Source organism: Mycobacterium yunnanensis, assembly GCF_025823185.1.
Taxonomy (GTDB): domain Bacteria; phylum Actinomycetota; class Actinomycetes; order Mycobacteriales; family Mycobacteriaceae; genus Mycobacterium; species Mycobacterium yunnanensis.
The window spans coordinates 1-13,055 of the sequence record NZ_JACKVK010000010.1 but is presented as its reverse complement, the minus strand read 5'-3'; the positions used below and the strand labels follow the sequence as shown (position 1 = coordinate 13,055).

14 protein-coding genes are annotated in these 13,055 nt (G+C 68.5%); 6 read left to right on the top strand and 8 right to left on the bottom strand.

The features are described 5' to 3' along the window. Nucleotides 1–41 precede the first annotated feature (41 nt). Nucleotides 42–1,790, bottom strand: a complete 1,749-nt coding sequence (locus H7K45_RS19425) for a serine/threonine-protein kinase (RefSeq protein WP_263997591.1) — start codon at nucleotides 1,788–1,790, stop codon at nucleotides 42–44. A gap of 181 nt (nucleotides 1,791–1,971) precedes the next feature. Between H7K45_RS19425 and H7K45_RS19420 the strand changes: the two genes are divergently transcribed. Continuing rightward, nucleotides 1,972–3,027 carry an NAD(P)H-dependent amine dehydrogenase family protein gene (locus H7K45_RS19420; RefSeq protein WP_263997590.1) on the top strand — a complete coding sequence of 352 codons (1,056 nt, stop codon included), beginning with the start codon at nucleotides 1,972–1,974 and terminating at the stop codon, nucleotides 3,025–3,027. Nucleotides 3,028–3,033: 6 nt separating this feature from the next. On the opposite strand, the gene H7K45_RS19415 is transcribed toward H7K45_RS19420, so the two are convergent. Beyond that, nucleotides 3,034–4,077 (bottom strand): zinc-binding dehydrogenase, encoded by a 1,044-nt coding sequence (locus H7K45_RS19415; RefSeq protein ID WP_263997589.1) that lies wholly within the window; start codon nucleotides 4,075–4,077, stop codon nucleotides 3,034–3,036. 117 nt (nucleotides 4,078–4,194) lie between these two features. On the opposite strand from H7K45_RS19415, the gene H7K45_RS19410 reads away from it, so the two are divergent. Continuing rightward, nucleotides 4,195–5,049, top strand: coding sequence for a patatin-like phospholipase family protein (locus H7K45_RS19410; protein WP_263997588.1), 855 nt, complete (start codon nucleotides 4,195–4,197; stop codon nucleotides 5,047–5,049). Here the strand turns inward: H7K45_RS19410 and H7K45_RS19405 are convergent. Further along, nucleotides 5,038–6,012 (bottom strand): patatin-like phospholipase family protein, encoded by a 975-nt coding sequence (locus H7K45_RS19405; protein WP_263997587.1) that lies wholly within the window; start codon nucleotides 6,010–6,012, stop codon nucleotides 5,038–5,040. The genes H7K45_RS19410 and H7K45_RS19405 overlap by 12 nt on opposite strands. Nucleotides 6,013–6,062: 50 nt before the next feature. Here H7K45_RS19405 and H7K45_RS19400 point away from each other — a divergent pair, with 50 nt between their 5' ends. Next, entirely contained in the window at nucleotides 6,063–6,419 is a 357-nt protein-coding gene (locus tag H7K45_RS19400) for a VOC family protein (RefSeq protein WP_263997586.1), read from the top strand. A 7-nt stretch (nucleotides 6,420–6,426) separates the two neighbouring features. Here H7K45_RS19400 and H7K45_RS19395 read toward each other — a convergent pair whose 3' ends face one another. Continuing rightward, entirely contained in the window at nucleotides 6,427–6,642 is a 216-nt protein-coding gene (locus tag H7K45_RS19395) for a hypothetical protein (RefSeq protein ID WP_263997585.1), read from the bottom strand. A 151-nt stretch (nucleotides 6,643–6,793) separates the two neighbouring features. Then, nucleotides 6,794–7,234, bottom strand: coding sequence for a lipoprotein LpqV (locus H7K45_RS19390; protein WP_263997584.1), 441 nt, complete (start codon nucleotides 7,232–7,234; stop codon nucleotides 6,794–6,796). Between the two features lie 117 nt (nucleotides 7,235–7,351). On the opposite strand from H7K45_RS19390, the gene H7K45_RS19385 reads away from it, so the two are divergent. Further along, a complete protein-coding gene (locus tag H7K45_RS19385; RefSeq protein ID WP_263997583.1) occupies nucleotides 7,352–7,891 on the top strand; it encodes a cysteine dioxygenase in 540 nt (179 codons plus the stop codon). Continuing rightward, nucleotides 7,891–8,304, top strand: a complete 414-nt coding sequence (locus tag H7K45_RS19380; protein WP_263997582.1) for a rhodanese-like domain-containing protein — start codon at nucleotides 7,891–7,893, stop codon at nucleotides 8,302–8,304. The genes H7K45_RS19385 and H7K45_RS19380 overlap by 1 nt, the downstream gene beginning before the upstream one ends. Here H7K45_RS19380 and H7K45_RS19375 read toward each other — a convergent pair. Genes H7K45_RS19375 through H7K45_RS19365 form a run of 3 tightly spaced genes read right to left on the bottom strand, consistent with a single transcriptional unit; the run spans nucleotide 8,275 to nucleotide 11,798 of the window. Beyond that, nucleotides 8,275–9,966, bottom strand: a complete 1,692-nt coding sequence (locus H7K45_RS19375) for an alpha/beta hydrolase (protein ID WP_263997581.1) — start codon at nucleotides 9,964–9,966, stop codon at nucleotides 8,275–8,277. The two genes, H7K45_RS19380 and H7K45_RS19375, sit on opposite strands and share 30 nt — an antisense overlap. 9 nt (nucleotides 9,967–9,975) lie before the next feature. Beyond that, nucleotides 9,976–10,749: an enoyl-CoA hydratase gene (locus tag H7K45_RS19370; protein ID WP_263997580.1), complete on the bottom strand. Its 774-nt coding sequence runs from the start codon at nucleotides 10,747–10,749 to the stop codon at nucleotides 9,976–9,978. Further along, entirely contained in the window at nucleotides 10,746–11,798 is a 1,053-nt protein-coding gene (locus H7K45_RS19365) for an enoyl-CoA hydratase/isomerase family protein (RefSeq protein ID WP_263997579.1), read from the bottom strand. Before H7K45_RS19365 ends, H7K45_RS19370 begins: the two co-directional genes overlap by 4 nt. A gap of 172 nt (nucleotides 11,799–11,970) precedes the next feature. Here H7K45_RS19365 and H7K45_RS19360 point away from each other — a divergent pair, with 172 nt between their 5' ends. After that, on the top strand, nucleotides 11,971–12,822 hold the full coding sequence (locus H7K45_RS19360) for a Bax inhibitor-1/YccA family protein (RefSeq protein WP_263997578.1): 852 nt from the start codon (nucleotides 11,971–11,973) through the stop codon (nucleotides 12,820–12,822). Nucleotides 12,823–13,055: the final 233 nt, after the last annotated feature.

Below are 13,055 nucleotides of genomic sequence, written 5' to 3'. Positions count from 1 at the left end.
TGCTCCTTCGCGACGCTGCGTTGGTCGAAACATAGCGGAGCTCAGCTGTAGTTGAGCCACCAATCGTGCAGGGCGTCCATGTCGGCGCTTTGCACGTCGGCCAGCAGCAGGTCGTCGTCTTGGGTCCACACGATGTCGGCGTTGCCCTGGTAGGTGCCGCACGCGACCGATCCCGCCACCGCGTCGGGCGTGGCCTGGTAGTGCCACGTGATGGGGGAGTCGGCGTCGGCGCCAGGACAGCGCAGCAGTTCCTCGTTCTCGGCGATGGCCGACTGGAACTGTTGACTCAGTGAATTGGCGTTGGGGAACAGCGAATACCGGGCGGCCGCGGGACCGCCGGGTTGCGCGGACTCGCGACAGTCGACGGTGGCCAACGCGCCCGGCGCCGGCGGGATGGCCTTCTCGCACGCGCTCGTCGGGTAACTGGACGGGATCAGCGCCATCAGTTGGGCGTCGAAGCCGCTGGGGCCGGTGTCGGTCGTCCTAGGCGCAGTGGTTCGGCTGGTCGACGGACGCTCGCGTGCGGTCGACGCCCTCGTGGAGGTGGTGGGGGTCGGCCCGGCCGCATCGTCGGAGCGGGTCAGCACGAACGTGCCGATGGCGCCGAGGGCGAGGATCAGCACGGCGAGGACCACGATGATCGGCACCCACGGAGTCTTCTTGCCGCCCAACGTCTGTGGGCCCGATCCCGGTGGCGGTGGACCGCCGGGGTAGCCGTACGGAGGCGGTGGCGGGTAGCCCGGCGGAGCACCCATCGGACCCTGCGGAGCCCCCATCGGACCCGGCGGCGGCATGGTCGGGTAGGACGGCGGCACCGTGCCGTAGCCCGGCAGGTAGGCCGGCGGTGGCGGTGGGATGGGGGCGGCCATCGTCGGACCCTGGCCCGGCGTCGGGCCGCTTGGCGCGGCGGCGGCCGCCTCACCGCGTCGAACGATCGTCGCGGCCTGGTCCTGTTCGGGAGGTGTCAGCGCGTCGGTGGCCGCGGCCGCGAGATCGCCTGCGGTGGCGAATCTCTCGGCGGCCTTCTTCGCCATGCCGCGAGCGATCACCTGGTCGAAGGCCGGGGGGATGCCCGGCCGCTGCAGGCTGGGCCGCGGGATCGGCTGCATCAGATGGGCGGTGATGACGACGCTGACGCTGTCTCCGGCATACGGCGGCGAGCCGGCGAGGCATTCGTAGAGCACGCAGGCCAGGGCATACACGTCGGCCCGGGAAGTCACCTCCTCGCCGGAGAACCGCTCCGGCGCCATGTAGGCGTAGGTGCCGACCGCGGTGCCCAGTTCGGTGAGCTTCTCGTCGCTCTTGGCGTTGGCGATGCCAAAGTCGACCAGGTACGCGAAGTCGTCCCTGGTGATCAAGATGTTCTCGGGCTTGACGTCACGGTGCACGAGGCCGTTCTCGTGGGCGGCGTCGATGGCCGAGGCGACCTGTCGCACGATCGCCACCGCACGGGCAGGCGGCATCGGGCCGAAGTCCCTGAGCAGCTTGCGTAGATCGGAGCCGTTGATCATGCGCATGTCGACGAAGAGCACGCCGTCGATCTCGCCGTAGTCGTGGATCGGCACCACGTGCGGCTCCTGCAGCCGACCAGCGGAATGCGCCTCCCGCTGCAGGCGTGCGCGGAACACCGGGTCGTGGGAGACGCTCTCGGGCAGCAGTTTGAGGGCGACGATGCGGTCCTTCTGGGTGTCCTCGGCCTCGTAGACCTCGCCCATCCCGCCCTTGCCGATGAGGCGCAGCAGGCGGTAGTGGCCAAACATCGTGCCCTCGCGTGACTTCGGGTCGGTCATCTGCTGTCCCCTCGTGCCACGGCGCGGCACCCCGCGTGCCAGGAGTCACCTTAATGCCTGGTGAGGGCACCGACGCGGAATCGTATGTCTAGCGGTCGCGGGCAAACGGGCAATCCGCCGGGGCTCGGTGGTGTACACCTAAGTAGAACGTGTTCCAGTTCTGGCGGCGACGGGAGTGGCGATGACGTTGCGAGTGGTGCAGTGGGCGACCGGCGGGGTCGGCGTCGCCGCGATCAAGGGCGTCCTGGAGCACCCCGATCTCGAACTGGTCGGGTGTTGGGTGCACTCGGAAGCCAAGAGCGGCAAGGATGTCGGCGAACTCGTCGGCATGGATCCGGTGGGCGTCGCGGCCACCTCCGACGTCGACGCCATCCTCGCCCTCGACGCCGACGCCGTGATCTATTCGCCGCTCCTGCCGAACCCCGACGAGGTGAGCGCCCTGTTGCGCTCGGGCAAGAACGTCGTCACCCCCGTGGGGTGGTTCTACCCGGGGGAGAAGGAGGCGGGCCCGATGCGCGAGGCGGCCCTGGCCGGTGGGGTCACCCTGCACGGCACCGGAATCGCGCCCGGCGGCATCAGTGAGAAGTTCCCACTACTGCTGTCCACCATGTCGACCGGGGTGACATTCGTTCGCGCCGAGGAGTTCTCGGATCTTCGCACCTACGATGCACCCGACGTGCTGCGGTACGTGATGGGTTTCGGCGACACGCCGGAGAAGGCGCTGACCGGTCCCATGCAGAAGCTGCTCGACGGCGGGTTCATCCAGTCGGTCCGCATGTGCGTCGACCAGATGGGCTTCGCCGCGGACTCCCGGATTCGCGCCACCCAGGAGATCGCGGTGGCCACCGCGCCCATCGAGTCACCGATGGGCGCCATCCAGCCCGGGCAGGTCGCGGGCCGAAAGTTCCACTGGGAAGCCCTCGTTGGCGACGAGGTGGTGGTCCGGGTGACGGTGAACTGGTTCATGGGTCAAGAACACCTCGACCCGGCATGGACGTTCGGGCCGGCCGGCGAGCGCTACGAGATGGAAGTAAGGGGGAATCCCGACTTCACCGTCACCGTCAAGGGCTTTCAACCCGACAGTGTCGAGGAGGGGCTGGAGCGCAACAACGGCATCGTCGCGACGGCGGCGCACTGCGTGAACTCCATTCCCGCGGTGTGCGCCGCCGACCCCGGCATCGCCACCTATCTGGACCTGCCGCTGATCAGCGGCAAGGCGGCGCCGCGCCTTCGCTAGAACGGGTCAGGGCTGGACGAGGATCCGGATCGGGTCCCCCTCACCGGTCTCGAGCTTCTCGATGCCCTTGGCGACGTCCGCCAGCGGCACGACGTCGCTGATCGACCGCGACAGGTCCAAGCGCCCCGTCGAGACCAGGGCGGCCAGCGTGCCGATGTCGGCGTTCTGATACCCGAGGTGTCCCAGCGCCTGCCACTTGAACAGGTTGAACATTGCCGTCGAGCCGATCGACGGGGTGTCGGCGCTCATGCCGATTCCGACGACCCGCCCGCCCACGGTCAGGTTGCCGAGCGCTTGCTCGAAGGTGGACGAGATGCCCACGGCGTCGAATGCCACGTCGAGTTGGCGGCCGCCGGTGGCCTGGAGGATCTTGTCATGGAGCGCGTCGTCGCGGGCGTCGAACGCGTAGTCCGCGCCGACGGCCAGCGCGCGGTCGAGCACGGCGGGTTTGACGTCCACCGCGATGATCGGGGTCGCGCCGACCAGCCGGGCCAACTGCACCACGTGCGTGCCCAGACCGCCGACGCCCCACACGCCGACCGATTCTCCGATTCCGACGTTCCCGGTCCGCACCACCGCGCCGAACGGGGTGGACACCGCGTCGGCCAGGATCGCGGCGTGTTCCAGCGACACGTTGTCGGGAATCCTGGTGAGCCCGAACGCCTGGGCGACCGTGTACTCGGCCCAGGCGCCGTCGTAGGCGAACGCCATCAGCTGAATGTGAAGGCAGTTCGACACGTCGCCGCGACGGCAGTTGGCGCACGCGAGGCACGGGCGACCGGCGGCGACCACCACGCGGTCGCCCTCGGCCCAGCCGGTGACGTCCGGGCCGACGGCGGCGACGGTACCCGAGGCTTCGTGACCCTGGGTGACCACGGCGCGCTGCGAGGGGAACGTGCCGTTGATCAAGCTGAGATCCGAGTGGCAGATTCCGCAGAAGGCGACCTTGACGAGAACCTCGCCGCGACCCAGCTCTGGGATCGGAACGTCTTCCACCGCAATCTTCTTGGTGTCGGCGTAGAAGCGCTGCGCCCTCATCGTCTCGGCCATGTCGATCCCTTCGTCGGGCGTGTGGTACCCGACGGTACCGCATCGACATCATGGCGCAGTGAGCGGGCGCGGGGCAACCACCGTCGTCGTCCCGGTCACCTGGCACACTCGGCACCCGTGACCACACGTGGACTCGTACTGGCCGGCGGGGGATTGGCGGGCATCGCCTGGGAGACCGGGGTGCTGACCGGCATCGCCGACGAAGCACCCGAAGTCGCGCGTGCCCTGGTCGGCGCCGACGTGTTGCTCGGCACCTCCGCAGGCTCGACGGTGGCAGCGCAGCTGGGCAGCGGCATCGGCCTCGAGGAGCTCTTCGCCGCTCAGGTCGCCGCCGAGACCCACGAGCTCGCGCCGAAGGCAAGCATCGACGAGGTGATGGAGCTCTTCGCCGGTGCGATGGGTGACCCCGGGGCCACGCTGACGGAGAAGCTGATCCGCATCGGCGCCGTCGCCGAAAGTGCCGACACCGTCCCCGAACCGGTGCGCCGCGCCGTCATCGGGCACCGGCTGCCCTCGCGGGAGTGGCCGGAACGGATCCTGCGGGTCACCGCCGTCGACGTCCACACCGGCGAGCTGGTCGTGCTGGACCGCGACTCGGGCGTCGCCCTGGTCGACGCCGTGGCGGCGAGCTGCGCGGTACCCGGAGTCTGGCCGACGGTCACCGTCGGGAACCGCCACTTCATGGACGGCGGAGTCGCGAGCTCGGTCAACACGAGCGCCGCGACGGACTGCGACGCGATCGTCGCCCTGATACCGGCGAGCGAGACGGCGCCGACGCCGTTCGGCGACGGAGCGGCCGCCGAGATCGACGCCTTCCCGGGGGACGCCCTCGCCCTCTTCGCCGACGACGAGGCCATCGCCGCGTTCGGCCCCAATCCACTCGATCCGGCCTGCCGGATCCCGGCGGCCAACGCCGGGCGAGTCCAGGGGCGGCGCAACGCCGAACGGGTCGGCCGGTTCCTAGGCGTGTGACGACGGTGGCGTCAGCGTGTCCAACGCGACCGCGGCCAATTCCTGACCGATGTCGATGACCTCCTCGGCGCGGTGGAACTCCAGGCTCCGCGCAACCGTGCGGGGCACCTCGATCAGCAGATCCGGCGGGTAGGCCGCCAGGGTGTGCCGCATCAGCGCGGCCTGCGCGATGTCGATGGCGCGGTTGAGCACCTCGAAACCGCCGAGCCGGGGGACCACCGTCTCGGTGTGGTCGTCGTGATCGTCGACGTCGACCCCGTCGTTGGCGAATCTGCTCAGGACCGTCTTCGCGGCGGGGGTGTCGAGCAGCGCGCGGGCGGTCGTCGTGTCCAGCAGGGCCGTGGTGTTGCGCCACATCCGGCTCAGGCGTTCGGTGGTCGCTCCGGGGCCGGGCGCGGGGACTTGGGAGGTCCGGGTGGGATCGTCGCCACCCAGGCTCACCGCGATGATGAGGTCGGCGTTGACCGCGGCCAGCGGTGCCATCGGCAAGGGATCGAGAATGCCACCGTCGGCCAGCAGCCGGCCGTCGAGCACGTGCGGCTTGATCACCCCTGGAATCGCGATCGACGCCCGGATGGCCGCGTCGACCGGCCCGCGCTGCAGCCACACCGACTTGCCCGCGATGAGATCGGTGGCGACCGCGGTGAACGGGATGGGCAGATGCTCGATGACCTCGTCGCCGAGGATCTCGCGCACCGCGTCGAGGATCTTGTCGGCACGCAGCACGCCCGCCGACGTGAGCGACGGGTCGAGGAGGCGCAGCACGGCCCGCTGGGTCAACGACGTCGCCCAGGAGGTGTAGTCGTCGAGCTTGTCGGCGGCGGCCAGCCCGCCGACGAGCGCTCCCATCGACGATCCCGCGATACCGACGACGTCGTGCCCGCGGTCGCGCAACTCGTTGATCACCCCGATGTGCGCGTACCCCCGGGCGCCACCGCTGCCCAGACTGAGCGCCACTCGCATCGGTCCATTGTCGCTGCGTAATTTCCCGCGAAAGGGGCAACCCCCGTCCCATGATCGGCTCGTTGCGCTCCGTGGTCCTCGACACCCGCGATCCCAGCGGTTTGGCGTCGTTCTACCAAGCGGTGCTGGGGGGTGACGTCGACGCCGGTGACGGCACGTTCGTGGTCCTCACCAACTCGACCGGACGACGGCTGGCGTTCCAGCTGGCGCCGGAGCACGAACCGCCGCGCTTTCCGGACCCGCGCGGCTCACAGCAGTTCCACCTCGACATCGAGGTCGCCGACGTCGACGAGGCCGAGCCAAAGGTGTTGGCCCACGGCGCGTCTCGGGTGGGTGACGGCGTCGACGGCGGTGACGTCAGGGTCTACCGCGATCCGGCAGGACACACGTTCTGCCTGGTGTGGTGACGGCGGGCTAACACCCCACCCTGGTGAAGAAGGCTGCTGCGATCAAGCCGATGATCAGGGCGACGGTGGGCTGTCCGCTGGACAGGGCCACGACGACGCCCATGATCGAGCCGACCAGGATGGCGAACAACAGCAGTCCCATGAGGATCCGCGTGCCGTTGATCGAGCCACCGGCGGCCCGCGGCAACGCGGTCTGCTTGGTGCCGTCGTCGGGTCCGATCATGTGCCCTCCCAAAGTGATGAGGGACACATAGTACCGAATAATGTGATGCGCGCCACAAACGAGTAGCCGGTCTAATTGTTTGCGCGCCTTGGTATTCGGGCGGACCTTCAGACCCGCGTGATTTAAAGTCCCGGCGCGGGCGGTGGCGAACTCAGCCGCACAGGTCGTCGGCGGCCGCGTCCGCCGCCACGATGACTGCCGACTGCCGGGCCGCGGGCAACTTGGACCACGGTGTGCCGAACGTGCCGGGCCCGGCGGAGTCCGACTTCTGCAGGCTCTCCAGGTACGGCTCGAACTGTGCCTTCTGGTCACCGCCGCGCTGCTGCATCCACACCTTCGCAGCGTGGCAGGCCTGGAAGTATTCGTCCTCGGTCGACTGGGCCGGCTCACCGACCGCGGTCGTCACCCCGTTCGGCGACACCCCCGTCGCCCCGGGCTCGGCGGTGTGGGTCTGCAGGGTCGTCGTGGTGGTCGCGGCCGCGGTGCTCGACGACGTCGACGGCGGCGTCGAGTCGCCGCCGCCGGACCCCGACGAGCAGCCGGCGAGGAGGGCCGCGACGGCAGCCGTGGCCAGGATCGGGTAGCTGCGCATGCTGCCAATCTATGCAACACTCGCCAGCGTGTTGGAACGGACCAGTCGTCGGGAGTGTTGTCGGGCTTGACGCCCGCCCCTGACCCCACTATCCGGTTCACCCTGGAGTTTCCTCACATGTCTCTAGCCTTCACGTCCGCTGTCGCCCCCACCCGCCTGCGCATCCCCGATCTGCTGCAGGCCACCGACGTCGCCGCCGACCACGTGCTCTCGGGTCGTTACGACCACGTCCTGCCCGTCGGTGGCCCACCCACCGACGAGCGCTGGTTCACCCGTCTGCATGGCGACGACGAACTCGACGTCTGGCTCATCAGCTGGGTGCCCGAGCGGTCCACCGAACTCCACGACCACGGCGGCTCCCTGGGAGCGGTCACGGTGGTGTCCGGTGCGCTGGTCGAAACCCGTTGGGACGGTGACGCGTTGCGGCAACGTCGACTCGAGGCCGGGGACCAGGCAGGCTTTCCGCTCGGCTGGGTGCACGACGTCGTCTGGGCGCCTTCGCAGCCCGTTCGACTCGCTGGTCCCAAGCCGGCGCCTACCCTGAGCGTGCACGCCTACTCTCCGCCGCTGACCGCGATGTCCTACTACGAGGTCACCGATCGCAATACGCTTCGTCGGGAACGGACCGAGTTGACGGACAAACCCGAGGGAGACTGATGCCCAGCCGAATCGACGCCGTACTGGAGTCCGCGCGCGAGAAGCTGACCAGAATCCACGCCGCCGACGTCCCGGCCGCCCTCGAACGCGGCGCGCTGCTCGTCGACATTCGGCCCGCCGCTCAGCGCGCCGCCGAAGGGGACGTGCCCGCCGCCCGGCTCATCGAACGCAACGTCCTCGAGTGGCGATGCGACCCCACCAGCGAGGCCAGGCTGCCCGAGGCAGTGGGTGACGACGTCGAGTGGATCGTGCTGTGCTCGGAGGGCTACACATCCAGCCTTGCCGCAGCGGCACTCGTCGACCTCGGCCTGCACCGGGCGACCGACGTCATCGGCGGCTATCACGCGCTGAAGGCAGCCGGGGTGCTCGACCGGCTCGACGAGTCATTCGTCGGAGCGCAGCAGCGGCCGTAGCCGTTCGGTCTTCTCCGACGTCCAGTTCGGTGGCTGCATGACGGCCGCCCATGCGTTGGCGACGTCGCGGACGTAGACGTGGCCGTGGCCGTCGGGAACGTCGACCGCCACCGCCATGTCGGCGGACACCTGAAGGAACGTCACCACGGGGATCCACTCCATCTCCGGTGAGACGTCGTCACCCCGGGGTTCTCGCAACCAGTCGGGTTTGGAGAACAGCAGGTCGGGGTTCCACCACGCGATGGGATCGGAGGCGTGCTGCAGGTACACCACCCGCGGCTGACCCCAGGGCGACTGGGGCCGTTGAAGATTCGTGGGATCGGCGGCGAACCTGACGTTCTCGCCCCGGTCGTAGATCGGCAGCCATTGCGGTGACCCCTCGTCACGCTCGGCGGTCAGGGTGGTCCAGATGGTGTTGTTGAACGTCGGGCCGGAGAACAACGCACCGTCGGTGCGGGCGATCAGATTGTTCAGCGACAGGAACGGCGCCTCGCCGCCAAAGGAACCCAGGCTCTCGCCGAACACCACCAATTTGGGACGACGGGCCTCGGGCATCGTGCGCACCAAGGCGTCGACGGCTTCGAAGAGCGCTTGGCTCGACTGGCGCGCGTTCTCCTTGTCGACGAGGAACGACAGCCAGCTCGGCAGGAACGAATACTGCATCGACACGATCGCGGTGTTGCCGTTGTACATGTACTCCAGGGACGCCGCCTCGGCTTCGTTGATCCACCCGGTACCGGTCGTGTTGGCCACCGCGACGACCGCGCGGTCCAACCCGCCGGTGCGCAACAGCTCACGTGCGGCGAGCTCGGCGTCGGCCTTGAAGTTCGCCGCGGAGTTGAGTCCGGCGTAGACCCGAATCGGCTCGACCGCCGGTGCGCCGTTGAACTTCGTCAGGTCGTCCACCGACGGGCCACCGGCCATGAACATGCGGCCCTGGTGCCCGAGGGACGACCAGCTGACCAGCGACCCCGGCCCACCGGACCGCAGAGGCGTGGTCGGTGCGGCGAAGTCGGGATCCTCCTCGTTGTTCGCCGATTCGAAGGTGTCGTTGAGCGTGCTCATGGCGAATCGCACGACGATGCCGTTGAGCAGTGCGACGGTCAGGACGAGCAGCAGCGTGACCACCACCACGGCCGAAACACGCGGCGGCGCAACGCGATCGAGCAGCCTCACCAGGAATCGGACCAGTCGCCCGACCAGCTGACCGAGCTCGACGAAGACGAAGAGGAAGACGATCGAGAGGACCGCGGTCAGCGGATGGTCCCAGAAGTCCAGCCGGGGCACGCCCATGTAGTCGCGCACGTCGTCCTGCCAGACGTGAAACCCGATGACCGCGAGCGTTTGTCCGATCAACCCGACGACGACGAGGGCGATCCACGCCCACCGCGGCGCCCGCGGACTGGTGTTCACCGACCGCAGGTAGCGGACCAGCCACACGCTGAACACGCCGAGGCCGTAACCGATGCCGCCAGCCGCGCCGCTGACCAGACCTTGAAAGAGCGGCCCACGGGGCAGCAGCGACGGCGTCAGCGACAACCAGATGAACACCAGGCCGAACGCGGTGCCGAAGAACGTGTAGTGCCGCACCCACCAGTCGGGCTTGGGGGCGGCCTCCGGGCCGCCCGCAGGCTCGTCGATCTTGATTTGGGTGTCGGTCACCACCGCACCTTAGCGGTGCGTGAAGTTCGGTGCGCGCTTCTCGGTGAAGGCCGCCATGCCCTCCGTTTGGTCGTCGGTGGCGAAGGCGGAGTGGAACAGTCGGCGCTCGTAGAGCAGTCCTTCGGCCAACGAGGATTCGAAGGCGCGGTTGACGGCCTCCTTGGCCATCCGGGCAGCCGACAGCGACATGCCGGCAATGGTGACGGCGGCGGAGTTGGCCTCCTCCAGCAGTGCGTCGGCTGGGACGACCCGCGACACGAGGCCGCTGCGTTCGGCCTCGGCGGCGTCGATGGTGCGGCCGGTGAGGATCAGGTCCATGGCCTTCGCCTTGCCGATGGCGCGGGTGAGCCGCTGCGAGCCGCCCATGCCCGGCAGCACGCCAAGCTTGATTTCCGGCTGGCCGAACTTGGCGGTGTCGGCGGCGATCAGCAGATCGCACATCATGGCCAGTTCGCAGCCGCCGCCAAGGGCGTATCCGGCGACCGCGGCGATGGTGGGTGTGCGGGTGGCGGCGAACTTCGACCACGCTGAGAAGAAGTCGGCGGCGAAGACGTCGGCGAACGACAGGTCGGCCATTTCCTTGATGTCGGCGCCGGCGGCGAAGGCCTTCTCGTTGCCGGTGACGACGATGGCGCCGATGCCGGGGTCCGCATCGAATTCCGCTGCGGCGGTGGTCAGTTCGACCATCACCTCGCTGTTGAGGGCGTTGAGCGCCTTCGGGCGGTTGAGGGTGATGGTCCCGACCCGGCCTTCGCGGGTGGCCAGGATGGTCTGGTAAGTCATTGCTCGACTCCTTCGGGGAACGTCAGGTCGGGATCGGCCGGGGCGAAGTACGCCGCGACGTCGTCTGGGGTGCACTCTGCCAGGGAGGCCGGCGACCACTTGGGGTTTCGGTCCTTGTCGATCAGCTGCGCGCGGATGCCCTCGACCAGGTCGTGGGACCGCAGGGCCCGGGTCGCCATCCGGAATTCCTGTCGCAGAGCATCTTCAAGGGTGTCGAGGTGCGCGGCCCGGCGGACGGCCTCGAGGGTGACGGCCACCGAGATGGGGGACCGCCTCTCGATGAGGTTCGCGGCCTCCTCGGCCGGGCCGGGGCCCTTGGCGCGAAGCGCGTCGACCACGTCGGCGGCGGTGTCGCCGGCATAGCACTCGTCGATCCAACTGCGCTGTGCCAGAAGGGCGCTGGGTGGTGGCTCGACGGCGAACGTGGACAGGGCCTTCCCGACGCCGTCGGCGATGATCGCGTCGGTGAAGTCGGCCAACCGGTCGTGGGGAACGTAGTGGTCGGCGAAGCCCATGGCGATGGCGTCGGCTCCGGTGAACGGTGCCCCCGTGATCGCGGCGTGCACGCCGAGAAGACCGGGCGTCCTGGCCAGCAGATAGGTGCCCCCGACGTCGGGGACGAAGCCGATGCCCACCTCGGGCATGCCCATCTTGGTGGTGTCGGTGACGACGCGCACGCTGCCGTGGGCCGCCACGCCGACGCCGCCGCCCATCACGATGCCGTCCATGATCGCGACGTAGGGCTTCGGGTAGCGGGAGATGTAGGCGTTGACGACGTACTCGTCGTGCCAGAACGAACGCGCCTCGGAGCCGTCGCCTTTCGCGCTGTCGTGGATCGCGATGACGTCGCCACCCGCGCAGAGCCCGCGCTCGCCGGCTCCGGTGAGCAGAACGGTGTGCACGGCGTCGTCGTCGGCCCATTTCCTGAGAGCGTTCTCAACCTGGGTCACCATCGAATGGGTGAGGGAGTTGATGGCCTTTGGCCTGTTCAGGGTGATGACACCCACGCCGTTCTCGACTTTTACTAGGAGGTCCTCGTTTTCGGGCACGTCAAGCAATCTAGATCGTGGCCCCACCTCGAAGCGACACGGGTAACCTTTGCCAAGGAGTTCACAGTTTCACCGACGAGGCCGGGAACCGGTCCGAGTCGCCACACGTTGACCCATTGTTCGGCACAGTTCGTCACCCGACGGACGGCAAGCATCACGAGAGGAACCGACGGTGCGCGAGAGCAGCAACCCGGTATTCCGTTCCCTGCCCAAGCAGCAGGGTGGCGGGTATGCCCAATTCGGTGGCGGAGCCGCCGGTTACGGCGCGGCCACAGTTCAGGCCGATCCGTACGCGGCTCAGCCGTACGCCGACCAGTCGAGCAAGGTCTCCCGGCCGCTCACCATCGACGACGTCGTCACCAAGACGGGCATCACGCTCGCCGTGCTATCGGCGGTCGCGGTGGTGTCGTACTACCTGGTGTCGCAGAACCTCGGTCTGATGATGCCGTTCACACTCGTCGGCGGCCTCGGCGGTTTCGTGCTGGTCATGATTGCCACGTTCGGCCGCAAGCAGGACAACCCAGCGATCGTGCTGACCTACGCCGCGCTCGAGGGCCTGTTCCTCGGTGCCGCGTCGTTCCTGTTCGCGAACCTGGTCTCGTCCGGTGGCCCCGGCATGATCGCCCAGGCGATCGTCGGCACGCTCGGCGTGTTCTTCGGCATGCTGGTCGTCTACAAGACCGGCGCTATCCGCGTCACCCCCAAGCTCACCCGCATGATCATCGCCGGCCTGTTCGGCGTGATGGCCCTGATGCTGCTCAACTTCGTCCTCGCGATCTTCGGCGTGGGCGGTGGCGAGGGCTTCGGCCTGCGCAGCGGTGGCCCCATCGCGATCGGCTTCTCGCTGCTGTGCATCGCGCTGGCCGCGTTCAGCTTCCTCATCGACTTCGACGCCGCCGACCAGATGGTCCGCGCCGGTGTGCCGTCGAAGGCGGGCTGGGGCATCGCGCTCGGCCTGACCGTGACGCTGGTGTGGCTGTACCTCGAAATCCTGCGCCTGCTCAGTTATTTCCAAAACGACTAGCAGTCGCCACCCCGGGAAGCCCGTTCGCGTATTGCGAGCGGGCTTTCTGCTTGTTCGGGGGCGCTGACTCCCACATCCCGTCGAGTGTGCTCACAGATCGCGATTCGTCCGGCGGACTCAAGTGGTCGCTGCAACACCTGATTGGTTGAGGGGTGTTGTTCGATGGGGTTTCGCAAGCACGGCAGCAAAACGGTTCCCGCGGCGGCGCGCGGGGTGTTTCTGGAGGCGTTGAG